The following is a 25,177-nucleotide window of genomic DNA, read 5'->3' as shown; positions in this document are numbered from 1 at the left end:
CGTGTTATCGCTTATTCTTGTGGCGATCCCTTCGCCACGCTTTCCAGTCTTCAGGCGTGTCGAGATCCCGGCGGGCACGGTCCCCCTCAAGGGGGATCAAAGCGATCCGCCCCTCTGCATGTCTCAGGATGTCCTGACCGCCACGGTCTCCGCATAAATTGGCAAACGCCGGAAACAGGCTGTGATGAAACACAATCGGATGTCCCGGCGCGCCCTGCAGTGTTGCACCGCGCCAGACCAATGTATCATTGCCCAGATCAACGGCATCAGCGATCTTTTCCAGATCTTCGGCGGTTACATCCGGTAAATCCCCCAACAGCAACATGGCACAGGTCGTCTGGGCGGGCAGGGCAGCAAAAGCACTGCGCAAGCTGGCCCCCATACCTTCGGCCGCGTCCTGGACGGGTACGGGTTGCAGCGCCAGATCGTCGATCACGTCATAACGGGCATGTGGCACCGCCGGCAGGGTGACGAGCACCGGCCCCAGCGTCACCGCCTTCGCCTTCAGCGCCTGCCGGCGCAGCAATGGCATACCGTCAATATCCTCTAACAGCTTGTCGCGCCCCCGCATCCGCGAGGAAGCGCCTGCAGCCAGTATGATGATAGGCAAGCTGTGTTTGGTCATCTTTGCATTTTACCCGACTGAAACCTAAAAGGCAGCCTGTTAACCGCGCATGCGGGTGCCATCGGGGTCGAACAAGGGCATTGTAATCAATTTAGCGGTGCGCATTTTTCCCAGAATTTCGATTTCAACCTGCAATCCTTCATGAGCCTGTTCACGCGGTACAAACCCCAAGGCAATCGATTGACGCTGAAAATGGGAATAGCCGCCTGAGGTACAGAATCCTACCACAGACCCATTCAACCAGATCGGTTCATACCCATGAACATCGGCGTCCTCGGCATTAACCCTGAAAGCGACCAATTGCCGGGCCGGGGGAGTGACGCGCTCTGCTTCGGCCGGGCCACGGCCAATGAAATCCGTGTTTTTCTTGAAGTTGATAAAGCGATCCAGCCCGGTTTCGGCTGCTGTATAATCCGGCGAAAACTCTGCCATCCAGGAGCCGAAGAATTTGTCGAGGCGCAGCGACATCATCGCACGCATGCCAAAGGGTGTCATGTCATACGGCTTTCCCGCATCGCGTAGACAATGCCACAGGCTGCGTTGATCCATCGGGTCACAATAGATTTCAAAACCGAGATCACCAGTATAGCTGACACGCTGCAGGATGCAGGCGGTTTGGCCAAGGATGGCCTCGCGGACGTCAAGAAAGCGCAGGTCAGAGATGTCTTGGCGCGTGCAGGCTTGCAGGACATCGCGGGCTTTCGGCCCCGCAATCTGAAAGCCGGTGCGGCGATCAGAGATGTTTTCGACATCAACATCATCTTCCAGGTGATTGACAAACCATCGATAATGAAAGGCCTGAGAGCCATAGGATGCGGTCAGCTGAAACAGTTCCTCACTCAGACAGGAGATGGTGAAATCTCCAATCAGTTTGCCCTTTTCCGACAACATGGGCGAAAGCGACAATCGCCCCTGTTGCGGCACACGACCCGCCATGATCCGATCAAGCCAGCCACGTGCTTTCGGGCCTGTGACAAGGTATTTGCCAAAATTCTGCAGTTCGTTGATGCCCACTCCATGTCGTACTGCATTGACTTCGCGTGCTGTGGCACCAAAGGCGTCGGAACGCCGGAATGAGGGCGTTTCAAAGGTAGGTTCACCCGTGGCAGCGAAATAATTCGGGACTTCGAGCCCGAATTGCTGGCCCCAGACCGCACCGAGGTCACTGAAAATATCATACATGGCCGTGGTGCGGTGGGGACGTGCGGCAGGCAGTTCTTCGTTGGGATAGGACACCGAGAACCGTTTTTGATAGTTCTCGATGACTTTGGGCAAGGTATAGCCGGGCGTGATCCAGTCACCAAAGCGGGCCACGTCCATGGCCATCACATCACGTTCCGGTTCTCCCTCAATCATCCATTGCGCCAAAGTCAGCCCGACACCGCCACCCTGGCTAAATCCCGCCATGACGCCGCAGGCCGACCAATAGTTTCGCATGCCGGGCACCGGTCCAACCAGCGGATTGCCGTCCGGCGCAAAGGTAAACGGTCCGTGGATCACGTTTTTTACACCGGCGCGTTCGAGGTCGGGAAATCGTTTGTAGGCAAAATTGACGCTGTCCTCGATCTTGTCAAAGTCATCGGCAAGCAGGTCCTGACCAAACGACCATGGGGTGCCGTCCACTGACCAGGGGCGGCATTTCTGTTCGTAGAACCCGATGCACAGGCCTTTGCCTTCCTGACGCAGATAGCTTTCGCCGGCGGGGTCCATCACATGAGGATGTTCGTGTCCCTCCGCCAGCATCTCGGCAATCAAAGGGACGTCTTCGGTGACGAGATATTGATGTTCCATCGGATGCAACGGGAAATAGATCCCAGCCATTGCGCCCACTTCCCGTGCCCAAAGACCACCGGCATTGACAATATGTTCCGCGTGAATGTTGCCCTTTTCGGTGACAACATCCCATGTGCCATCGGTACGTTGGTTGGTTTCTTGAACCATGCAATGGGTCTGGATCGTCGCACCACCCATCTTTGCGGCACGGGCATAGGCGTGGGTCGTGCCCGAAGGGTCCAGATGCCCGTCCAACGGATCATAAAGACCGCCGATGATACCCTCGATATTGGTGACGGGGGCAATTTTTCTGATTTCATCAGGGCTGACGATTTCCGTATCCAGCCCCATGAACCGGTGTTTGGCGCGTTCTGCTAAAAGCATGTCAAACCTGTCCTGGTTGTCAGCCAGGGTCACACCACCCACATGATGCAATCCACAGGACATGCCCGTGATGTCCTCCAATTCCTTGTAAAGACGAATGGTATAGCCCTGCAGGGCCGCCATGTTCGTGTCTCCGTTCAAGGTATGAAACCCGCCTGCGGCATGCCAGGTCGAGCCTGAGGTGAGTTCGGAACGTTCGACCAGCATCACATCCGACCAGCCCAGTTTGGTCAGGTGGTACAGAACGGATGCGCCGACGACACCGCCTCCAATGATACAGACGCGGGTTGAAGTTTGCATGGGGGTTCTCCAGGTTTGCCTGGCTCAAACCTGAAAGCTGGTGATTGCAGTCGCATGTAGTTTTCCGACAGAATATGTCGTGAACCGGCAATCGGTGGAAAATGGCTGAGGTCAAATGACATCATAGCCAAAACCCATTGTCAGGACCAAACCCCATGCGCACCCACGCCCAAGCAGTTGTGATCGGAGGCGGCGTTATCGGCTGTTCGATCTTGTACCACCTGACCAAACTGGGCTGGTCCGACGTGGTCTTGCTGGAACGGGATGAATTGACCAGCGGTTCAACATGGCATGCAGCAGCAAATATTCACGGGCTGCATGATAATAACAATATTACCCGTATTCAGAATTATACGATGGATCTGTATAACGCCTTAGAGGCAGAGACCGGCCAATCCTGTGGGGTCTTCCAGCCCGGGTCACTTTATCTGGCACAAACAGAGGCGCGTGAACACCAGTTACGCCTGCAGGCGGCCAAGGCCAAATACTACGACATGCCGTTTCGCGAGGTCAGCCGTGCAGAGGCGGAAGAGTTGCATCCGCTGGTCAATTATGACGGAATCCGCTGCATCATGTTCGAGGAAAATGGTGGAAACGTCGATCCTTCGGGCGTGACCAATGCCTATGCAGCAGGCGCACGCCAGAACGGGGCGGAGATTATCCGCTTCTGTCCGGTCACAGGGACGGAACAGCAGGCGGATGGCAGTTGGATCGTACGCACGCACAAGGGCGATATTGCAACCCGCTGGATTGTGAATGCAGCCGGGCTTTGGGGCCGTGAGGTGGCGGCTCTGGCGGGCTTGAAATTGCCATTACAACCGACCGAGCATCAGTATTTTGTAACTGAAACCATCGCAGAGATAGAAGGGCTGGAGCGGCGCCTGCCGTCGGTCGCTGACCGGGATGGCGAATATTACCTGCGTCAGGAGGGCAAGGGGCTTCTGGTAGGGGCATATGAAAAGAACCTCAGGTTCTGGGCGGAAGATGGCACGCCGCAGGGGTTCGGGCACGAGTTGTTCGCGGATGACCTGGAACGGATCGAGGACAACATGCTGCGTGCGATTGAGCGCGTACCGGCAGTGGGAACAGCAGGCATCAAACGCGTGATCAATGGTCCTATGATCTGGTCTCCCGACAGCAATGTACTATTCGGTCCGGCACCGGAGTTGTCCAACTATTTCTGTTGCAACGGAATTATTCCTGGGTTTTCCCAGTCTGGTGGCATGGGCTTGCTGGCAGCGGATTGGATCGTCACCGGAGAGAGCCGCTATGACATGTTCGCCTGGGACTTGGCACGGTTCGGCGATTGGGCGGATGCGGCCTTTACAAAGGCCAGGGTGGGCGACCAATATGCCAACCGTTTCAAGATCCATTTCCCGAATGAGGAACGCAGTGCGGGCAGGCCGATGCGCAAACGTCCCGCATATGATGCCCAGCGCAGTCTGGGAGCCGTCTTTGGGCTGAACTATGGTTGGGAGCATCCGCTGTATTACAGTCAGGAGGTCGGGACAGAGGATGTGACCGAAGGATTCACGCGTCAAGGCTGGTGGGAACAGGTGGGCCGCGAGTGTCGGATGCTGCGCGAAAAAGCGGGCATTATCGACATTTCAAATTTTGCGAAATACCGATGTGCCGGGGCGGGGGCCGAGATGTGGCTGAATACGCTTTTCGCCAACAACATGCCCAAAACTGTGGGGCGTTCATGTCTGACGCCCTTGATCGGTGTCCGCGGCGGGATTGCAGGGGATTTCACTGTAACCCGTAGCGGAGAAGAAGAGTTCTGGATCATCGGATCGGGGATGGCGGAACGCTATCACCAAAGATTCTTCAAACAACTGCCTCTTCCCGAGGGAACAACCTTTGAAAGCCAAACAGAGGCGATGTGCGGTTTCAACATTGCAGGTCCAAGATCGCGCGAGATGTTGCAGCGCATGACAAATACCTCATTGGCAACGGCGGATTTCGGATTCATGCGCTCGGCATGGGTGGAAATTGCCGGCGTGCACTGTTTGGCCTTGAGGGTGAGCTTTACCGGTGATCTGGGCTGGGAATTGCATTGTGCCGTTGATGATCAAATGCGGCTTTTCTCAGCGCTGATCGCCGAAGGGGCGACGATGGGGGCTGGTCCTGTTGGATCACGGGCGCTGATGTCGTTGCGCATAGAAAAAGGATACGGATCATGGAGCCGCGAATATTCACCGGAATATTGGCCACAAGAGGTCGGTCTCGAACGACTGTGCAAAATGGAAAAGGATTTTCTGAACAAATCGGCTTTGGCCGGCACAATGGCGAAACCTGCGCGCGAACATCTGGTTATGCTGGCGCTGGATGGAGCGCAAACCGAAGCATCAAACGCCGATGCAACGGGTGGCGAGCCAATATTCAAGGCGGGTTCCGGGGTCGGGCGTGTGACGTCGGGGGCCTATGGTTATTCTGTTGGTAAGTCTCTGGCTCTGGCATTCGTGAGGGACGTCGGGGCCGGTGATGTTGTTGACGTGATGCTGCTGGGGCGCCCACACCGTGCCGTAGTGCTCGATGCGCCCCCGTTCGACCCAGAGGGGCGTCGCCTGCGCGTCTGACGATCTTTGGCCGCGGTCAGACCTATGAAATACAAAGCCTAAACAAAAATTGGACAAATTCACAGTGGCCTGATTTTGAGCTGCGTGATCCTGTTGCCATCGCGTGAAGTCACCTCGAACCGGAAACCATGAAAGCTGAAAACCTGGCCCGCAATCGGGATCATCTGTGCTTCGTGAATGACCAGACCGGCCAGTGTATTCGCTTCGTCATCGGGCAGGGACCAATCGGTCGCGCGGTTCAGATCCCGGATCGTCATCGCGCCGTCGACGTAATAATGCCCGTCTTCCCCCGGCGCGAGCTGATGATCGGCGTCAGGGTCAAATTCATCCGTGATTTCGCCGACGATCTCTTCGAGAATGTCCTCAAGCGTGATCAACCCTTGCAATGATCCATATTCATCGACGACAAGCGCAAAATGCGTGCGTCTGCGCAGAAATTGGCGCATCTGTTCGTCCAGTGTCGATGTTTCAGGTACAAAATAGGGTTTCATTGCGACTGAAGAGACATCGAACTTCTTGAGCGCAGAGGCATCGCCTTCAGGGCCGCCAATGAGCTTGTACATCGCCCGCAACAGGTCCTTGGCGTGGATCACGCCGATGATGTTCTCCGGATCATCCCGAAAGACTGGCAGGCGAGTGTGGTTGGACTGCAAACACTGGTCAAGGATATCAGAGGGGTTCGCGTCAGCATCGATCATTTCAATACCGGAACGATGCAACATGATCTCTTCGACGGCACGTTCGCCAAGATCAAGCGCTCCCAGAATTCGGTCGCGGTCTTCCTTTTCGACGACGCCTTCGGAATGGCCCAATTGCAGCGCCCCGACGATTTCCTCGCGCACGGCAAGAATGTTGCTGTCGGGATCGACAGTCACGCCCAATACCCGGAGAATCCCGCGCACGAACAGGCGCACGGCCGCAACCACCGGAGAAAAAATCCGCACAACAATCGAAATCGGTGCCGAGACAAGGGCCGCGGCCCGTTCTGCATTGGTAATGGCGTAGGTTTTGGGAAGGACTTCGGCAAAGATCAACACGAGAAATGTCATTACCAATGTCGCAAGAGGGACACCGTTTTCGCCAAATAGGCCCAGAAACAATGTCGTGGCAAGAGAAGTGGCCAGAATGTTCACCAGGTTGTTGCCCAGCAAGACCGACCCGATCAACCGTTCATTGTCTTCGGTGATCCGCAGAGCGCGGGTTGCGCCCTTGGATCCCTTGTCAGCCTGCGTGCGCAGTTTGCCACGGGACGCGGCCGTCAATGCGGTCTCTGATCCTGAGAAAAAACCGGAAAGGATTAGAAGAAGCAGGATAAGGCCAGCGCTGAGCCAGAGAGAGCTGTCAGCCAGCGCGGGGGCGCTTTCGATCAGCGCGGGGGTAGGTTCCATTTAGTTCAAAATCCATGTGATAGTATCAGTGTTGGTTATGGGCGCCCAAAGCGGGGCGTTCAAGGGGCAGGTTGGTGCCAAGCATGCCAGCTTGGCAATAGACACACAACGCTGCGTCCGGTTCAGGTGTCATGGCCCAATAGGCAGGGTGGAGGCTTGCTTGCGCCGGTCATGCATCAACTGTCCTGATCCGTTGGCATTTTCCCTTTGGGCGTGGTTGTGTCACGCATTCTGTCTTTGCCGCGCTGCGCAAGCGGATGGCGCTCCAGCACAAGTTCAGAAAGCCGTTCTTCCAGGACATGGGTGTAGATTTCAGTCGTTGCAACATCCGCATGACCCAGCATTGTCTGGATCGCACGCAAATCCGCCCCATTGGCCAGAAGATGAGTCGCAAAAGCATGACGCAGGGTGTGCGGCGTAACCTTTGCGGGGTCCACGCCTGCTGCGACAGAAAAATCCTTGATCAAAAGGTAAAACCGATGCCGCGTAAGAAAGCCCGATTTGCCCCGTGAAGGGAACAGAAAGCGGGAAACAGGTTTGCGCTGTACACGGGCCTCTTCGTCCATGACATCCCGCATCTCAAGCCATTCAGCCAAGGCCACCCGCGCCGGAGGCGATAGTGGTACCATACGTTCCTTGCCACCCTTGCCGGTGATCAACAACAGGCGTGGATCGCCGCGTGTGGCGGAAATGGGCAGTCCAACCAATTCCGTGACCCGCATCCCTGTGGCATAGAGAAGTTCCATCAAACATACATTGCGCAGACGTTCGCGGGCATTGCGCCCTGAGCCACGCGCCGCGTCAAGCAGCCTGTCGACCTCATCCACGGTCAGTATTTTTGGCAGACGCTTATCCTGTCCGGGACCGGAAATCTGGATCGCAGGGTTTTCCGGACGCAGACCTTCTTCAAAGGCGAAACGATACAGTTGTTTGATCGCGGACAATCGCCGGGCGCGTGTCGATTTGGCCAGACCTTGCGCATCGCAATAAACCAGATAACTTTCTACATCCGAACGGCTGGCTGTAGCAAAATCAAGTGAATTTCGCGCGAGAAACGCATCAAAATCCTTGAGGTCGCGCCCATAGGCCAATTGGGTGTTGGTTGCGGCGCCCAGTTCGGCGGATTGTGCTTCTAGGAAGGTTGAAATCCAGTGAAATGTTTCGCTTTGCATGTGGCTATCGCTCCAACAACAGGATCTGGAGAGCCGCACGGCGTGCGGTATCTTCCAATCCCAAAGCGCGCAGAGTAGCGAGCGCCGCTGTCAGGGCCTTGTCGTTACCTCTCGTGCCTTTGTGTAACAGGATGAGCACCTCCAGAATGCTTTCGCCCAGACGCCTCTGTTTGACCATTGCGACCAGATCAGCACGGGGGGGCGCTCCCGTAAATGCGTCGTAGATCGCTCCCTGTACGATGTCTGCCGGTCGTCCCTCAGACAATTCACCCGACGCGATCTGGCTCGCCAGATCAGTGTTGCCAAACTCTGCTGCCGCGACCTCGTAACCAGGTGATAACAACAGGACTGTCCGTGCAATCGCGGCCGCGCCTCCTGTAAGGTTCAATCCGGCAAGGCGGTCTGCAAACAATGCCGAGAAGGGGATCTCAAGCTCTGAGCTGCGCATTTCCTGCCAGAGTTCAGGCAAGGTCTTGCTAACGGCTTCGGCGCTGCCGGTATCCAGCGCGGTTTCGAACCGTTGCATGGCCTGAACGCGGTCCCAAATGCCGCCCGAGGCCGCCGCTTTGCGTTCTGAATAGAGGCCAAGCAATTGGTTGTCCGGCAGGGCACCGGCACGGGTCAACCGTTCGGCGGCTTCCAGTTGGGCCTTCCATCCCGCAACATCGCGCAGATCGGCAACAGCATAGGCACGCGGCAGACTGTTGGTCGGGATGCGTTCGCCGATGGATTCAAACAACCGGAAGGTCAGCGGGTCCATGTTGCGGGGCAAAGGCAAGGGCGGGAGGTTTTCATAAGCTTCCGGATCGAGGAAACGCGCCATCAACGCGATCTTTTCCTTTGGCATCAAACCCAGCGCCTGTGCAGAACCGAGCGTCAATGCAGCATCTTCCCAACGGCGTGCACGGGCGTTGCAAAAAATGCGTGTACCATAATCCTGGGTGAGATGGGGTGCTTTGGCGAGCGTATCGCAGGCGCGATCTTCGGTGCCGACCAGCAGACTGTTTTGCATCCACAGGTCGAAATGTGCCGAGGATACTGAAACGCCGGCCTGTTCGATCAACGACAAGGCCGGGTCAATGGCACCACTTTTCATCAATGCTTTGACGCGCGCCAGGGCAAGCGTGTCTCCTGCGGCCGCGAAATTGCTCGGGGCACCGGCCTCGGCCAAAAGCACCGTATAGAGCAAGGATTGCGCAGCAGGCAGATGCAGATCCGGCAGACTGGCAATTCTTGCCGTCAATTTGGTGATGTCGCTGCCCAGCCATAGATCGCTTGGCAGTCCTGTGATCCGCGCAGGCACCAATCCGATTTCACGCGGACCGCCCTGGCCAAGGGGATGAACCGCGACGACTGGTGCAACGGCGCTTTGCGTTACGGGGGGTTCTTCCACTTTGGGCTGCAACTTTGCCGCCGGGCGTGCGACCTCCGAGGTGCTTTGTGTGCCGAGCCAGTCAATGACCGATAGCGGCCCCTGCGTTTGCGCCCCTGGAGGCGTGGCTGCAATCAGGCAAATCAACCCAAGGCTCGCCCCATATTGCGCAGGCCTAAGTGATCTTCGCACCACCTAATCAGTCCCCAAAGTGACGGGTTGACGTGTTTCAACCTGTGCGGGAGCAAACTCCGCTCCGAAAAAAGGTCCGAGATAGGCAAAGCCAATAAGCGCAACGAACCCCACTAGAATGAGGAAAATCAACAGCTTGATTAGTTTACCCATATCATCCGCCTATTATTATGCGTTCTTGTTGTGCAATCTATATATGGCCTTTTTGGCAAGATCACGTCATTCAGATAAAAATGAGCGGAATTGAGCAAAGCATGGCCGATGACGGTAGGGAAACAACTGGTTACAACCTGAAAAAGACCGTTGTGATGGTGGGTATGATGGGGGCGGGGAAGACCGCCGTCGGGCGTGCCGTGGCTGCGAAGCTGAAAGTCCCGTTTCTGGACAGTGACGCCGAGATTGAAACCGCCGCAAACCTCAGCGTTCCCGAGATATTTGCCCGTGATGGAGAGACCTTCTTTCGCAAACGCGAGACCGAAGTCATTGCACGATTGATGAAAACTGCGCAGGGTATTCTGTCGATTGGCGGGGGGGCCTTTCTGGCGCAGGCCAACCGCGATGTGATCAGGTCACAGGGCGTGTCTGTCTGGTTGAACGCCGATCTTGAATTGTTATGGAACCGCGTACGACATAAAGATACGCGGCCGCTGTTGCGTACCAAGGATCCCAAGGCAACGCTCATTGCACTTTATGAAAACCGGGTCCCGTTTTATGAACAGGCCGATATTGCGGTGGACTGCGATCCATCGCTCAGCATTGACGCAATGGCGGATCGGGTGATTGCCGCATTGGCCAGCCGACGCGACGTAATGGAGACAGTGAATGATTGAAACTGTTCGGGTTGACCTTCCAGGCCGTGCCTATGACGTGGTGATCGGTGCAGATTTACTGGCGCAGGCCGGCAGCCTTGTTTCGCCATTGCTGCAACGACCCCGGGTGACGGTGATCACGGATGAAAGTGTCGCTGCCCTGCACCTAAAGGCCTTGCGCGACGGCTTGGCACGCGCTGGCATCACGATGCAATCCCTAAGCCTGCCACCCGGCGAAGCCACGAAAAGCTGGTCGCAGGTGGAACATTGCGTGGACTGGTTGCTCGACCAACAGGTTGAACGCGGCGATGTTGTTGTGGCCTTTGGTGGCGGTGTTATCGGGGATCTGGTGGGATTTGCCGCGGCGATCCTGCGGCGCGGAGTCCGTTTCGTGCAGATACCAACTTCGTTACTTGCCCAGGTTGACAGTTCTGTTGGTGGCAAGACCGGTATCAATGCCCGACAGGGCAAGAACCTGATCGGCGCATTTCATCAACCCAGCCTCGTGTTGGCCGATGTTTCGGTTCTGGGCACCCTGACACCGCGAGATTTTCTGGCTGGCTATGGCGAAGTTGTGAAATATGGCCTGCTGGGCGATTCCGCGTTTTTTGATTGGCTCGAGGTACAGGGCGGGGCCCTTGTCGCGGGCGACATGGCAACGCGTATCGCAGCGGTTCGCCGCTCGGTTGAAATGAAGGCCGAAATTGTCATGCGCGACGAGACAGAGCAGGGGGACCGCGCGCTGTTGAATCTTGGCCATACCTTTGGTCACGCGCTAGAGACTGCGACAGGTTATTCCGACCGCCTTTTGCACGGGGAAGGTGTTGCGATCGGATGTGCTTTGGCGTTTGAATTGTCTGCACGCCTGGGGCTTTGTTCTCAGGAAGACCCAAGCCGCGTGCGTGCGCATCTCAAAGCCATGGGAATGAAGACGGATGTTGCTGATATTGCTGGTGATTTACCTGCGGCGCAAGGGCTTCTTGATCTGATGGGGCAGGATAAAAAGGTTGTCGCCGGGCAGTTGAATTTCATCCTCGCGCGCGGGATTGGTCAAGCCTTTGTAACCGACGACGTGCCGCGCGATGTAGTTCTGACCCTGTTAAAGGATGCTCTGCAGGGTCGATAACGCGCACCGCTCGACAAGATCAACCAGTCCCATTCGCCGCGATTTCATGTCGAAGCAAACCCCGTCACAGCGCGGAAGCCGTCATCCCGTGTCACTGACCTGTCAGCCGCATCGGTAATAGGCCCCCAATTCCAATGGCCGCCTGGATCGCGGTTTCGATCACCAGAGGGCCAAGGCCGCGTCCGGGATATGACATATTCACGGTGGCGCCAGAAGGCTGTCCATGTGCAAATGCATCGCAAAGGATGAGCGCCAGCCTCGTCTTTTTGCGTGACGTGGCGGACCACGCCTGCAATCGTCAGAACGGGATTTCATCATCCAGATCACGGGACGATCCACCACCGCCTTGTCCGCCGCCGTCGTAGCCACCAGAATCGCGGCCGGAATCGTAGCCACCGCCGCCGTAGTCACCGCCACCTGAAGCACCGCCGCCGCCATAATTGCCGCCACCACCGCCATCGCGACCGTCAAGCATTGTCAGCGTGCCGCCAAACCCTTGCAGCACCACTTCTGTCGAATATCTGTCCTGACCAGACTGATCCTGCCATTTGCGGGTCTGCAACTGGCCTTCGACATATACCTTTGAGCCTTTTTTCAAATATTGTTCGGCGATGCGCACCAGCCCCTCGTTAAAGATCGCAACTGAATGCCATTCGGTCTTTTCCCGCCGCTCGCCGGTGTTTTTGTCTTTCCAGGTTTCGGAAGTCGCTATCCGCAAGTTGCAGACCTTGCCACCGTTCTGGAAAGACCGCACTTCCGGGTCACGACCCAAATTGCCGATTAGGATCACCTTGTTTACCGAGCCAGCCATATTTTCCCCCGTCAGATGTTGGCGGCCACGACCGAATCCGGTCCGCAGCATGTTTCGTGGTGTTATAGCTTGACTGAAACTCGGTTAACACAAGGTTTCGGCGAAATTTGCGGTAATCGACCTTGCAATCTAATGCTGGCAGCAATCGCTATATCTGGTATAAGCTGCGCAAAGAAACGGGCAGGGGTGTCTTGAACATGCGGAAATTGGGTATCATGGCGATCATTGCATCGCTTGGTATGGCATGGGCGAACATGCCCGTTCAGGCGGAGGTACTCTCTTCGAAAAGTCGGAAATCAATTTTCAAATCGCAGTCCAGATTGCTGGATAATCGCGCAGCCAAACAATATTCCGCCTCCATTCGGCTGCAACCGCCAACAGTCACGACACCAACCAAATGGGACTCACCCAAGTATCGGGGCGGATACAAAGGCCAGTTTCTTAGCATGGCCAAGGCTGCCGCCCAGCGCCACGGCGTTCCCGTTGATCTGTTTCTGCGGCTTGTTCAACAAGAAAGCAACTGGAACCCCTCTGCGGTTTCACATGCCGGTGCCATCGGCCTGGCCCAATTGATGCCGGGAACGGCGCGGCTGCTCCGCGTCGATCCGAAAGACCCCAAACAGAACCTGGAAGGTGGCGCACGTTACCTATCGCAGCAATATCGCACCTTTGGCACCTGGAAACTGGCATTGGCGGCCTATAACGCGGGTCCAGGCGCGGTGAGAAAACATAGGGGCGTACCCCCCTATCAGGAAACCCGAAACTATGTCCGGATCATTGCGGGACAATAGCTCTGCAACCCCTGGATCTCGGGCACCATCGCATTTTTCTTGGAACCTAAAGTACGTCAACGGTGTTCTACCTTCGAGCCGCAAATGAGGAATGCCCTCTCGTCGGTGAATGAAGAAGGAATACAAGACATGTTGACGATGATGAAAAAATTGACCCTTGCGACATCTGTGAGCCTCATTGCGCTGACCGGCGCTGCAATGGCTGCCGAGGCTACGGACGGCGCTTCCGAGATCACGGTTTCAGCTTCTTATGATTCCGCTCAGGACAGCAACGCTGCCGAACTGTTCCCCGGCATCACGGATGACATCAAGCTGGCGATTGCCAAACTTGTGCCCTCAAGCGACAACGCCGCTGATCCGATAATCCGTGTCGACATCCGCAAGGTTGCCCTGAATGGCGACACCATCCTGCCGGACTCGGCCGAGTTCAACGAGTTGGAAGGCGTTGTTGCGATCGAGACCAATACAGGTGAGGGAGGCAAATCCTTCCCGATCAAGATTGTCGCGGTCACCGACATGAACGCTGTGCCAGAAGGCTATGTCGGAATTGCGCCGTCCCTTGACGATTTTTATCAGGCGATGGTGGACGGCTTTGCGATGAACGTGGCCAAGCAATATGGCGCTCTCAACGATGCAGGTGCCAAGATTTCCGACTGACACCAGCAGTCCTATCAAATGAACAAATCAGGCGCGTCTCCGCAAAGGGACGCGCCTATGTTCATTCAGCGGCCACACCGATTTCGATCACCGGTTCCATCTCGGCCAGTTTCGCCTCGGATAGGTGACACTTGAGTTGATGCCCGTCAGCAACCATGCGTATCGGTGGCACTTCTTTTTCACACAGCCCGCCGGGCACTTCGGACTTCCATCTGCAGCGTGTCTGAAAGGGACATCCCGATGGCGGGTTCATGGCTGACGGGATGTCGCCTTCCAGCACGATGTGCTTCTTCTTGACCCGTGTATCGGCAATCGGCACCGCCGACAGCAGGGCCTCGGTATAGGGGTGATAGGGGGGGGAAAACACCTGATCCGTGCTTCCAAGCTCGACCACATGCCCCAGATACATCACCATCACGCGGTCGCTCAGGTATCGTACGATGCTCAAGTCATGACTGATGAACAACAGGGTGGTTTTTTGCTCGCGCTGAATTTCCATCAAAAGATCTGTAACCGCCGCCTGAACGGAAACATCCAAGGCCGAGACGGGTTCATCCGCCACCACTATCCGGGCATCTCCTGCAAAGGCACGTGCAATACCAACGCGCTGTTTCTGGCCTCCGGACAGTTGGCGTGGCATGCGCGAGGCAAATTCGCGCGGCAGTTTCACCAGATCCAGCAGCTCCAGCATACGCTTCTTGCGTTCACTTTCGTTTCTGCCGACTTTGAAAATTTCCAGAGCCCGGATAATCTGCCGCCCTACGGTCATTGAGGGATTCAGCGTGTCAAAGGGGTTCTGAAACACCATCTGAACATCCGCAACGTTTTTGGTTGTACGCTCTTCGATTGCGACATTGCCGATGTTTTCGCCATCCAGCAGGATTTGCCCCTCTGTTGCCGTTTCGAGGCCCATCAAAACTTTGGCAAAGGTGGATTTGCCGCAACCCGATTCCCCCACGATGGCCAAGGTTTCGCTTTCGCGCGCTTCAAAGGTCAGTTCCTCATTTGCCTTGACCACCTTGGTGCTTGCCCCGCCAAACATCGCATTGGCCGCAACCTCGTAGTACTTCTTGAGCTTGTCGATCTTGAGCACAACATCGCCGACTTCGCCCTTGGTCTTGACGTCAGCCAGATCAAGGGGTGCATCCCAATCGATTTCGTCGAACTTCAGGCATCGTGAATGATGACGGTCATTACCCTTGATCGCGGCCATCGGGATGTCCGTCAGATCACAGCGTCCCTTTTCAAAATAATCGCAGCGCGGGCCAAAGTTGCAACCCGGCGGGCGCTCGTGTGGCAGGGGGAAATTACCCGGTATCGCGATCAAGGGGCGCGCGTTCTTGTCCGCGCCGGGCAGGGGGATCGAGCGGAACAGCGCCTGTGTATAGGGATGGCGCATTTCGTCAAATACATCCTCGATCGATCCGCGTTCCACCGCTTCGCCGGAATACATCACGCAGATCCGGTCGCAGGTTTCCAGTACAAGACCAAGGTTGTGGCTGATAAACAGCATCGACGTACCGTATTTTTTGCCCAGGTCCTTGACCAGCTCAACGACGGCGGCCTCTACCGTGACGTCCAGGGCGGTTGTCGGCTCATCCAGTATCAACAGCGACGGCTCGGACATCAGTGCCATCGCGATCACGATACGTTGCTGCTGCCCCCCCGAAAGCTGATGTGGAAAAGCATTCAGAATACGCTTCGGATCCGGCAGTTTGACATCGGTCACCACTTGCAGCGCACGGTCATAGGCTTCTTTTTCACCCATCCCCGCATGGATCATCGGCACTTCCATCAATTGCTTGCCGATCTTCATTGCAGGGTTCAACGACGCCATGGGCTCCTGATAGATCATCGCAATCTCAGAACCGCGAATGTCGCGCAAGGCCTCGTCCGACATCTCCCCCATGTCACGTCCCTTGAACTTGATCGACCCGCCGACAACACGCCCATTCTTGCCAAGGTCCTGCATCACACCCAGCGCAACCGTGGATTTACCGCAACCGGATTCACCAACCAGCCCCAGGGCCTCGCCTGGCATCACAGAGGCCGAAAAATCCATCACTGCAGGAATTTCCCTGAGCCGCGTGAAAAACGAAATCGAAAGTTTGTCAATTTCCAGGATCGGCCCGTCATATGCTTCTTTGACCATCGTCTTCTCCCTTTCGGCCAGATCGCGACCAATCGCGTTTCATCTTGCCAATAAACTCCGGGGTCCGGGGCAGCGCCCCGGCATACCCCGCCATCAGTCGCGCAGCGATTCCTCGCGCAGGCCATCGGCCAGCAAATTCAATCCCAGAACGAGACTGAGCAATGCCAGGGCCGGTGCAATCGCCGCATGCGGATACAGCGCCAGCAAACGCCGCCCTGCATTGATCGTCGATCCCCAGTCCGGCGATTCCGATTCCAGGCCCAGACCAAAGAAACCCAATGTACCCAGAAGGATCGTGGTATAGCCGATGCGCAGGCAGAAATCGACAATCAAGGGCCCTCGGGCGTTGGGCAGAATTTCCCACAACATGATGTACCAGGGCCCTTCGCCCCGTGTCTGTGCCGCCGCCACATAGTCACGGGTCTTGATGTCAAGCGCGAGGCCGCGCACGATCCGGAATACCGTGGGGGCATTGACAAATACCACAGAGACAAAAACCACCAGAATGCCGCCATCGATGTCAAAACCGTCAAGCGTCACAGGCAGTCCCGGTATGCGATATGTATCGGTCTGCACAATGGCGCCATCGGTCGAAACCAGAGACAGATACAACCAACCGAGAAAACCCAACACCACGATCAGGAGCGGCGTTCGAAACGATGGCTGGGTATAATAGCGAGAGTTCAGCAGGATCGCGAAAAAGATCAAGGGAAAGGCGAACAGGAATACTGCCATATAGTTCGGAATACCCGTCAATACGATCTCCGGTGTCACCAGCAGATAGAACAGGAGGATGACGGGAAACGCGAGGATCAGATTGGCCAGAAAAGACAGCACTGTGTCGAGACGCCCGCCATAATAACCAGCAGGCAAGCCCAGGGTTATGCCAACCATGAAGGCAAAGAGCGTGGCCAAAGGCGCAATCTGCACCACGACCCATGATCCCTTGATGAGCCGAGAAAACACATCGCGCGCCAGGTTGTCCCCCCCCAGAAGGAACCATTGAAAATCGCTCTCCTCTGCGCCTCGCAGGGGGGTGCCGGGCAGTTTGTTTTTCATTCCCGAGGTTTGGCTCAGGCTGTCATGGGTGACCAGCATGTCAAACACCCCCCCCATAATGCCCGTGTATACCCAGAACATCACGATGCCGAAACCGATCATCCCGACGGTGCTGTCGAACAGCTTTCCATACAGCCCCAGCTTACGCTTGTAGAGGATCGAAAGTGCAAAGGTCAGGATCAGGGCAATCCAGACCGGCAGGAATTGCCGAGACATCCCGCCGATAATCCCGGCACTGGTCCCCATCAGGACGCCACCGATAAGGTAGATCAGAACAACGGCAACCGTCGCATAGAACAGATAACCGGTGATCATATTGATAAACCCCGTCGCGCCACTGTCCGCAGCCATCGTGCCGTCGGAACTGACGGCGCGTGAATCTGCTGTTGGTACCATCGAGGCCAGAATGGAAACAACGATCGAGAGGATCAGAAGCCCGATCAAAAGTAGAAAAATAAGGTTGAGCCCCGAAAGCGAGCCCGTCCATGTCAAAGGTTCCATGTGCGTGCCCTCCTTCAAGAGATACGAATACGGGGGTTAAGGTAAACGTAACCGATGTCAGAGATCAGTTGCGTCACCAACACCACCGCGACGGAAACAACCGAAACCGCCAGTAGCAATTCAATATCGTTGTTGCCCGCCGCTTCGACCAAAAGCCATCCGAAACCTTTGTAATTAAACAGGGTTTCAACAATCACGACACCATTCAACAGCCAGGGGATTTGCAGCATGATGACCGTAAACGGTGCAATCAGCGCATTGCGCAAAGCGTGTTTGAGTACAATATCGGAAAACTTGACGCCTTTCAGGCGCGCGGTTCGAATATATTGCGCGGTCATCACCTCGGCCATCGAGGCACGGGTCATTCGCGCAATATAGCCCATGCCATACAACGAAATCGTGAGTACCGGCAAAAAGAAGTTCCAGAAGGTGGCATCCTTCATCGCGGAAGTGGCAGACCCCAGGAACAGGGTCTTGCTGTCGATCAACCCCCATTCGGCCAGGAGCGGTGACAGGCCGAATTTCGACGAAGCCAGTACCGCGATAAAGATTACGCCCGAGACATATTCGGGCGTTGCCGTGGTCGCAATCGAGAAGGTGGAAAGCGACCGGTCCAGTTTCGATCCCTCGCGCATCCCGGCCAGGACACCGACAATCAACGCCGAAGGCACCATTAACAACAACACGCAGAACATCAATTTACCGGTCAGGGCCAACCTGGTGATTACCGTCGGCCCGACTTCGTCCTTGAACCGCGTGGAAAACCCCCAGTCGCCCTGGATCACACCACACCGGACGGGACGTTGATCTTCGGGTGTTCCTTCGCCAAAACAACGGCCAAAAACCGTGCCGTCTTCTTTTTCCGTCACCCAACCGGGCATGACGCCAAGCCATTGGCCGAATTTTACCGGCAAAGGTTGCAGATAGCCGCGATCACCCAGATAGGAGGTGACCGCTTCGTCGCTCATGCGAAAATTGCCTTGGGTTTTGGCGAGTTTTTCAAGATTTGGATAGAGATTGGTCAGCCAGAAGACGATGAACGTCAGGCAGAGCGCCGTCAGCAGCATCACGCCCAGACGACGTAAGATAAAAATTCCCATTTAGCGCCCCTGTTGGTGGCTTGGCAGGGTTTACCCCGCCGGTTTTGTCTGACCATCGGTCAATTGTTGTTCAAAAAGGCACGAAAGACCTCTTTGGTGGATCAAAGGTTGGTGTTTGTTGTCCTCATTTACAAATGTGTGGCGGCACCTTTGCTGGCGCTCATTGGTACAACATCTGTGATCCCCTGCGCCCATGAGGCACAAGTTGCAGGGAAAGGTCAATGTCTGCAACCGTCCGATCACGTCAAATTTGCGACATCTCACCCGCTCAAAAACGACATGACCAATACGGTGGCATTATCGTGGGGCCTCAGGCACTGCTGCGCAGTTTACTCGGGGGGAGGCCGGTATGTTGTTGAATGAAACGGGTAAAATAAGCCGCTGAACCAAATCCAAGATGCTCTGCAATCTGTCGGGCGGGATAACCGGTCTCTGCCAGCAGCAGTCGCGCCTCATGCAGGACGCGTTCGGTCAGCAACTCGGCAGCAGTTTTGCCTGTTGCCGCCTTGACCGCGCGTGTCAGATGAGTGGGGGTGACGTCAAGCGATGCGGCATACTGCGCCATTGGTGCGCCTGTGCGGTAGCGTTGTGAAACCTGCGTCAGGAACGCAGCACTCAACCGCTGGGCGGCGTTCCGTTTGGCGGGTGCGTGGCCCTCTTCCATGATCTGGCGCCGCAGCCAGACAGAAATCAACGCGGCGTGACCTTCCAACGCGTCATGACGCAGGGGACGGGTACCCTGGTCTTCGCGCAAGGCGGTTTCATAGAGATTGGTCAGCTCTGATTGAGCGTGTACTTCACGAATGCGGAGGTGGCGGGGAATTTCAGGCAGACGCATAGGCGTACCGACAGGTATACAGACCACATGCCCAAGACACTGGCGACCAAGTTCAATTGCATAGAGCGATTCCGCAGGGATGAACATGACATTATGGGCACCGACACCGCGCCGCATGCCATCCAGCAACACAAGGCCCTGCCCACGGGTAATCCAGAACAGCAAATGGAAATCATGATCATGTGCCAATTGCATGCGCCAATCCGCAGTATGCGTAAACTGCGCAAGGGTTCGAAAGTGAATTTCGGTCTGGTTGGTTCGCATGAATTTATTGTATAAACACAATTTCGGTCGCGTAAATGCCGGAAATTACCCCTTCTTTGTGGAAAAAAGATAATTCACCCAATTGAGATTTTTTCCCAGTCCGACATCTTGCTGCGCATCCAGGTCCGCTGGCGCTTGGCGAATTGGCGGGTTGCGATCACGGCTTTCTCGATGGCGTCGTCCAATGTCATATCTCCGTTCAGATGTGCCATCAACTCGGGCACGCCAATGGCGCGATGCGCGGGCAGGGACGGGTCGTAGCTTGGATATACCTTTTCGACCTCGGTCAGGGCACCCTGATCAACCATCAGGCCAAAACGCTTTGCAATCCGTGCGTTCAACCAGTCTTTTTGCACATCGAATACGATTGGGTGACAGGCACCGCGTGGTAAAACCGGTGGTCCGGTGTTGTCCTGCCAGGTGGCCAGACCTTTTCCAGTAGCGGTCAAGACCTCCCATGCTCGCTGCACTCTGGCACGGTTTTGCGTGTCAATCCGGTTGCAGGTCGCAGTATCCAGAGCTTCAAGCATTTCCTCGATTGTCAGGCAGTCTGCCTGCTGACGTATGAGCGGCGGTATGGCAGGTATTTCGGCCAAACCCTGCGTGAGCGCGGTAAAATACAAACCTGTCCCACCTGTCACGATGGCACGTTCCCCCCGCGCAAGGATATTCCTGACCTCGCGCAACCAATGACCTGTCGAATAATCCTCCCTTGCGCCGATATGCCCATAAAGGGCGTGTGGTGCTGCAGCTTCTTCCGCAACCGAAGGTCGGGCGGTGATCACACGCCAGCAGTCATAGACCTGGCTTGCGTCAGCATTCACAATCACGCCGCCCTGACGCGTCGCGATTTCAAGGGCCAAAGCCGATTTCCCACTGGCAGTCGGCCCAGCAATCAACACGGGTTTTTCCCTGGGCACCTGAGCCAGGATGCTATTCATAGAGGCGGATATTTGCATTTCTTTACCCACCTCATGTTAGGCGCATTGAACATGTCTTCCATTTGGGACATTTTGCCCCAAATTGAAACACCCCGTCCTGAAAGGTGCTCCTCCATGCCCTCCGATTCTACTGATGTGACCTATGACCGTGTGATGCTCAAGATATCAGGGGAGGCGCTGATGGGAGATCAGGGGTTTGGCCTGCATCCGCCCACGGTGGAACGTATCGCACGCGAAGTCCAAAGTGTGCATGAAATGGGCGTCGAGATCTGCATGGTCATTGGCGGCGGCAATATTTTCCGTGGCTTGCAAGGCAGCGCACAGGGGATGGAGCGTACAACTGCGGATTATATGGGCATGTTGGCCACAGTGATGAATGCCCTGGCCATGCAATCCTCGCTTGAGGGATTGGGGATCCATACACGGGTGATTTCAGCGATTACGATGAATGAAGTTGCCGAACCCTATATTCGCCGTCGCGCCGTGCGCCACCTTGAGAAAAAGCGTGTCTGCATTTTTGCCGCAGGGACGGGTAATCCCTATTTCACCACGGATACGGCTGCGACGCTGCGGGCAAACGAAATGTCCTGTCGCGCAATCTTCAAAGGTACCAAGGTTGACGGCGTCTACGACAAAGACCCGGCCAAATTCGCGGATGCAAAACGCTATGACACGGTAACCTATGATGATGTATTGCAAAAGCGGCTGGGTGTGATGGATGCCTCGGCCATTGCCCTGGCGCGGGACAATAACCTGCCCATCATCGTGTTCTCCTTGGATGAACCGGGTGGATTCCGCGGTATTCTGTCGGGCAAGGGAACCTATACGCGGGTTCAGGATTAATCGATCACCCCTTTCAAAGGCATCTGGTGTTTCCCGCATCGGATGCTCTATACAATTGATCAAGCCTAAATACCGCGTTGATAGACGCATAAGACCACAGGGACAGACCAAATGTCAGACGATTTTATGCTCGATACAGATGACCTTGAACGGCGCATGAAAGGGGCAATCTCTTCATTGCGCACCGAATTTGCGTCGCTGCGAACGGGGCGGGCTTCGGCGTCGATGCTGGAGCCGGTGATGGTGGACGCCTATGGCTCCATGACACCGATCAACCAGGTCGGGACGGTAAACGTGCCCGAACCGCGTATGGTTACGATCAATGTCTGGGACAAGGGGTTGGTCGGCAAGGTTGAAAAAGCGATCCGAGAAAGCGGACTTGGTATCAACCCGCAGCTGAACGGAACAATCATCATGCTGCCGATCCCGGAACTGAACGAAGAACGCCGCACGCAGTTGACCAAGGTGGCGGGAAGCTATGCTGAAAACGCCCGTGTCTCGATGCGCAATATCCGGCGCGATGGGATGGACCAGATCAAAAAGGCCAAGGCCGATGGCATGTCAGAGGATGACCAGAAATTCTGGGAAAACGAGATGCAGGATCTGACCGACAAATTCATCAAGTTGGTCGATGAACAGCTTGAAACCAAACAAGCCGAGATTATGCAGGTTTAAGCAGTTTCCTGAGGCCTTCCTTCCGAGGGTTTCACTGCTTGAAGGGCATGGTGCCGCCCCGGATGGAAACCAAGGAACAAGTTGTCGATGGCGAAATCTGCTAAAGAAACCGGATCAGACGACGCCACTTCCGACAAGGTCGAAGGCTGCCCGCGCCACGTAGCGATCATCATGGACGGCAATGGCCGTTGGGCGACCCAACGGGGGCGACCACGCCTTTTTGGACATCATGCAGGTGCGAAACGGGTGCGGGAAATTGTTGAATCCTGCCCTGATTTCGGGGTCAAGTATTTGACTATATTCGCTTTTTCAACGGAGAATTGGAAACGTACCCAAGTCGAGGTTGCCGGATTGATGAGCCTTTTCCGCCGCTACATCACCAAGGAAACCCGGCATTTGCAAGAACGCGGTGTCCGTGTGCGTTTCATCGGCGACCGGGTGCGTCTGGATAGCAAGCTGACCAAGCTGATGAACGAACTGGAAGAAGCAACCGCCGACAACAGCAAGGTGAACCTCACAATTGCGATCAACTACGGGGGCCGTGACGAGGTGGCCCGTGCCACCCAGCGTTTGGCACAGGATGTGGCGGCTGGTAAGCTCGACCCTGAGAGCGTGGATGAAGAAACCCTTCCAAGATACCTGGATACATACGTTTTGCCAGATCCGGACCTTGTAATCCGCACCAGCGGCGAAGCCCGAATATCGAATTTCTTGCTGTGGCAGTCGGCCTATGCGGAATATGAGTTTATCGACACGCTCTGGCCGGATTTCACGCGGGCAGAGTTTGGCGAATTATGTGCGTCCTACGGCAATCGTGATCGCCGTTTCGGCGGCGTCAAGAGATGAGCTTTGAAATGAAAAATACCGCGCAAAACTGGTCCGATCTCAAAGCACGCGTGGGGGCAGGTGCCGTGATGGTCGCTGTCGGTCTTGTCAGTATCGCATTGGGCGGACATGTGTTTCACCTGCTGGTGTCTTTAATTTGCGCGATCATGGTTTGGGAATTGGTCGGCATGCTGCGACCCGGTGTCAAACATGAGCAATTGCAACTGGGTGCATTGACGGGCGTTGCAGTGTTCGCGGCGATTTATTTGCCCGTGATTGTGGCGTTGGTCCTGTTGTTGGTGCCGGTGCTTGTCGGCCAGTCCCTGCTGACCAACAATCGCCGGATCTACGCGGCATTTACCTTGGTTATCCTGCTTACGGGTTACAGCCTGATGCAGGTCCGTGACGATCTGGGCTTTGGCTGGATGCTATGGTTGGTGTTGGTTGTGGTTGCAACCGACGTCGCAGGCTATTTTGCCGGCCGAATGATTGGCGGGCCAAAGCTCTGGCCGGCGGTATCGCCCAAGAAAACATGGTCCGGCACAGTTGCCGGATGGATCGGGGCCGCGATTGTCGGGCTGCTTTTTTCAATCAATACAGGCATCTGGTTGCAACTGGTCTGCGTCTCGATTGTTCTGTCGATGGCATCGCAGATCGGCGACATTGCCGAATCCGCCCTCAAGCGAAAAATGGGTGTGAAAGACAGTTCCAGCCTGATTCCTGGCCATGGCGGCCTGATGGATCGTTTTGACGGCATGCTTGGTGCAGCCGTGCTATTGCTGGTCATCGGGCAGCTTGTCGGTTTTCCACCGGGCCTCAACTGATCCATGCGACGGGTCAGCATTTTGGGGGCGACGGGCTCCATTGGGCAGAACACGATTGATTTGATTGCACGTGCAGCCGGGGAATATGACGTGGTCGCCTTGACGGGGGCTGGCAATATTGCACAGCTCGCACAGGATGCCATTGCATTGCGCGCCGATATTGCTGTTACCGCACATGATCATCTGTTGGATGACCTGCGCGATGCCTTGCAGGGGTCTGGCATTGACGCGGGCGCAGGCAAGGCCGCAATCATTGAAGCTGCGTCACGCCCTGCTGACTGGATCATGTCGGCGATTGTCGGCGCAGCAGGTCTGGCACCGGGGCTGGCCGCGCTGGAACAGGGCACCACTCTGGCGCTGGCAAACAAGGAATCGCTGGTCTGTGCGGGTAGGCTGGTGCTGGAAACCGCAGGTCGGCATGGCACGAAAATTCTCCCGGTTGATTCAGAACATTCGGCCATTTATCAAGCGTTGATCGGTGAGGATCTGAAGGCGGTCGAGCGCATCATCATCACGGCAAGCGGCGGTGCCTTTCGGGATTGGCCCGTCGACAAACTATGCGAAGCAACATTGGATCAGGCCTCGAACCACCCCAATTGGGATATGGGCCAGCGGATAACGATCGACAGTGCATCCATGTTTAACAAAGCCATGGAAGTAATAGAAACTCATGAGTTTTTTGATGTTTCGCCCGAACAGATCGAGGTTCTGGTTCATCCACAATCCATGATTCATGCACTGGTCGGATTTAACGATGGCGCGCTCATGGCCCATGTCGGTCCCCCTGATATGCGTCATGCGATCGGATTTGCGTTGCACCATCCCGAACGCCGCCAATTGCCGGTCGAACGGCTTGACCTTGCCGCGATTGGCAGCCTTGAGTTTCGCGCCCCGAACGAAGGGCGCTGGCCCGCCCTGCGTCTTGCGCGTGAGACCATGCAGGCGGGTGGCATGATGGGGGCTGTGTTCAATGCAGCCAAGGAAACGGCATTGGACGGATTTATCGCCGGTCGGATCAATTTTCCCCAGATGGCAGAGGTGGTTGAGGACGTTCTGGCCAGAATTGCAGCTTCGGATGGTCATATTGCTGCCACCATGACCCTTGATAACGTGCTGCAAATAGACCATTTGGCACGTCAGGCGGCACAAGACGCCATTCATAAAAGAGCAGGGTAG

General features: G+C 55.9%; 22 protein-coding genes. 10 read left to right on the top strand and 12 right to left on the bottom strand.

From position 1 onward, the window contains the following. Window positions 1–4 precede the first annotated feature (4 nt). Window positions 5–625 (bottom strand): nucleotidyltransferase family protein, encoded by a 621-nt coding sequence (locus OS190_RS10240; protein WP_267158587.1) that lies wholly within the window; start codon window positions 623–625, stop codon window positions 5–7. Window positions 626–664: 39 nt separating this feature from the next. Then, window positions 665–3,082 (bottom strand): GcvT family protein, encoded by a 2,418-nt coding sequence (locus tag OS190_RS10235; RefSeq protein ID WP_267158586.1) that lies wholly within the window; start codon window positions 3,080–3,082, stop codon window positions 665–667. A 155-nt stretch (window positions 3,083–3,237) separates the two neighbouring features. Between OS190_RS10235 and OS190_RS10230 the strand changes: the two genes are divergently transcribed. After that, complete coding sequence (locus tag OS190_RS10230) at window positions 3,238–5,661, top strand: GcvT family protein (protein ID WP_267158585.1); 2,424 nt, start codon at window positions 3,238–3,240, stop codon at window positions 5,659–5,661. Window positions 5,662–5,720: 59 nt separating this feature from the next. Here the strand turns inward: OS190_RS10230 and OS190_RS10225 are convergent, their stop codons facing one another. The 4 genes from OS190_RS10225 to OS190_RS10210 all read right to left on the bottom strand — a co-directional run bounded on the left by OS190_RS10225 (window position 5,721) and on the right by OS190_RS10210 (window position 9,938). Further along, complete coding sequence (locus tag OS190_RS10225; RefSeq protein WP_267158584.1) at window positions 5,721–7,049, bottom strand: HlyC/CorC family transporter; 1,329 nt, start codon at window positions 7,047–7,049, stop codon at window positions 5,721–5,723. A 176-nt stretch (window positions 7,050–7,225) separates the two neighbouring features. Further along, window positions 7,226–8,221 (bottom strand): site-specific tyrosine recombinase XerD, encoded by a 996-nt coding sequence (locus OS190_RS10220; RefSeq protein WP_267158583.1) that lies wholly within the window; start codon window positions 8,219–8,221, stop codon window positions 7,226–7,228. Window positions 8,222–8,225: 4 nt separating this feature from the next. Continuing rightward, a complete protein-coding gene (locus tag OS190_RS10215; protein WP_267158582.1) occupies window positions 8,226–9,785 on the bottom strand; it encodes a hypothetical protein in 1,560 nt (519 codons plus the stop codon). A 3-nt stretch (window positions 9,786–9,788) separates the two neighbouring features. Next, window positions 9,789–9,938 carry a hypothetical protein gene (locus tag OS190_RS10210; RefSeq protein ID WP_267158581.1) on the bottom strand — a complete coding sequence of 50 codons (150 nt, stop codon included), beginning with the start codon at window positions 9,936–9,938 and terminating at the stop codon, window positions 9,789–9,791. A gap of 80 nt (window positions 9,939–10,018) precedes the next feature. On the opposite strand from OS190_RS10210, the gene OS190_RS10205 reads away from it, so the two are divergent. Next, entirely contained in the window at window positions 10,019–10,615 is a 597-nt protein-coding gene (locus OS190_RS10205) for a shikimate kinase (protein WP_416237393.1), read from the top strand. Next, complete coding sequence (aroB, locus tag OS190_RS10200; protein WP_267158579.1) at window positions 10,608–11,720, top strand: 3-dehydroquinate synthase; 1,113 nt, start codon at window positions 10,608–10,610, stop codon at window positions 11,718–11,720. Before OS190_RS10205 ends, aroB begins: the two co-directional genes overlap by 8 nt. Window positions 11,721–12,018: 298 nt before the next feature. Here aroB and OS190_RS10195 read toward each other — a convergent pair whose 3' ends face one another. Next, window positions 12,019–12,531 carry a single-stranded DNA-binding protein gene (locus OS190_RS10195; protein WP_267158578.1) on the bottom strand — a complete coding sequence of 171 codons (513 nt, stop codon included), beginning with the start codon at window positions 12,529–12,531 and terminating at the stop codon, window positions 12,019–12,021. 197 nt (window positions 12,532–12,728) lie between these two features. Here OS190_RS10195 and OS190_RS10190 point away from each other — a divergent pair, with 197 nt between their 5' ends. Further along, the gene (locus OS190_RS10190; RefSeq protein WP_502212116.1) at window positions 12,729–13,322 is read left to right on the top strand and encodes a lytic transglycosylase domain-containing protein; all 594 of its coding nucleotides are present in this window, start codon (window positions 12,729–12,731) and stop codon (window positions 13,320–13,322) included. A gap of 129 nt (window positions 13,323–13,451) precedes the next feature. After that, on the top strand, window positions 13,452–13,979 hold the full coding sequence (locus OS190_RS10185; protein WP_267158577.1) for a hypothetical protein: 528 nt from the start codon (window positions 13,452–13,454) through the stop codon (window positions 13,977–13,979). 61 nt (window positions 13,980–14,040) lie between these two features. On the opposite strand, the gene OS190_RS10180 is transcribed toward OS190_RS10185, so the two are convergent. The 5 genes from OS190_RS10180 to miaA all read right to left on the bottom strand — a co-directional run bounded on the left by OS190_RS10180 (window position 14,041) and on the right by miaA (window position 20,834). Next, window positions 14,041–16,131, bottom strand: a complete 2,091-nt coding sequence (locus OS190_RS10180) for a dipeptide ABC transporter ATP-binding protein (protein ID WP_267158576.1) — start codon at window positions 16,129–16,131, stop codon at window positions 14,041–14,043. 93 nt (window positions 16,132–16,224) lie between these two features. Continuing rightward, a complete protein-coding gene (locus tag OS190_RS10175; protein ID WP_267158575.1) occupies window positions 16,225–17,691 on the bottom strand; it encodes an ABC transporter permease in 1,467 nt (488 codons plus the stop codon). A gap of 14 nt (window positions 17,692–17,705) precedes the next feature. Then, entirely contained in the window at window positions 17,706–18,791 is a 1,086-nt protein-coding gene (locus OS190_RS10170; protein ID WP_267158574.1) for an ABC transporter permease, read from the bottom strand. Window positions 18,792–19,101: 310 nt separating this feature from the next. Beyond that, window positions 19,102–19,824 carry a helix-turn-helix transcriptional regulator gene (locus OS190_RS10165; protein WP_267158573.1) on the bottom strand — a complete coding sequence of 241 codons (723 nt, stop codon included), beginning with the start codon at window positions 19,822–19,824 and terminating at the stop codon, window positions 19,102–19,104. Window positions 19,825–19,967: 143 nt separating this feature from the next. After that, on the bottom strand, window positions 19,968–20,834 hold the full coding sequence (gene miaA, locus OS190_RS10160) for a tRNA (adenosine(37)-N6)-dimethylallyltransferase MiaA (RefSeq protein ID WP_416237392.1): 867 nt from the start codon (window positions 20,832–20,834) through the stop codon (window positions 19,968–19,970). 114 nt (window positions 20,835–20,948) lie between these two features. Here miaA and pyrH point away from each other — a divergent pair, with 114 nt between their 5' ends. The 5 genes from pyrH (at window position 20,949) to dxr (ending at window position 25,177) form a co-directional block, all read left to right on the top strand. Further along, window positions 20,949–21,677 carry a UMP kinase gene (gene pyrH / locus OS190_RS10155; RefSeq protein WP_267158571.1) on the top strand — a complete coding sequence of 243 codons (729 nt, stop codon included), beginning with the start codon at window positions 20,949–20,951 and terminating at the stop codon, window positions 21,675–21,677. Between the two features lie 111 nt (window positions 21,678–21,788). Further along, window positions 21,789–22,352 carry a ribosome recycling factor gene (gene frr, locus OS190_RS10150; RefSeq protein ID WP_267158570.1) on the top strand — a complete coding sequence of 188 codons (564 nt, stop codon included), beginning with the start codon at window positions 21,789–21,791 and terminating at the stop codon, window positions 22,350–22,352. An 87-nt stretch (window positions 22,353–22,439) separates the two neighbouring features. Beyond that, the gene (gene uppS / locus OS190_RS10145) at window positions 22,440–23,198 is read left to right on the top strand and encodes an undecaprenyl pyrophosphate synthase (protein WP_267158569.1); all 759 of its coding nucleotides are present in this window, start codon (window positions 22,440–22,442) and stop codon (window positions 23,196–23,198) included. A gap of 8 nt (window positions 23,199–23,206) precedes the next feature. Beyond that, complete coding sequence (locus tag OS190_RS10140) at window positions 23,207–24,001, top strand: phosphatidate cytidylyltransferase (RefSeq protein WP_267158568.1); 795 nt, start codon at window positions 23,207–23,209, stop codon at window positions 23,999–24,001. A 3-nt stretch (window positions 24,002–24,004) separates the two neighbouring features. Next, on the top strand, window positions 24,005–25,177 hold the full coding sequence (dxr, locus tag OS190_RS10135) for a 1-deoxy-D-xylulose-5-phosphate reductoisomerase (protein WP_267158567.1): 1,173 nt from the start codon (window positions 24,005–24,007) through the stop codon (window positions 25,175–25,177).

The organism is Sulfitobacter sp. F26204, from assembly GCF_026410305.1.
In the GTDB taxonomy this organism is placed as follows: Bacteria; Pseudomonadota; Alphaproteobacteria; order Rhodobacterales; family Rhodobacteraceae; genus Sulfitobacter.
This window is presented reverse-complemented; position numbering and strand designations above follow the sequence as displayed.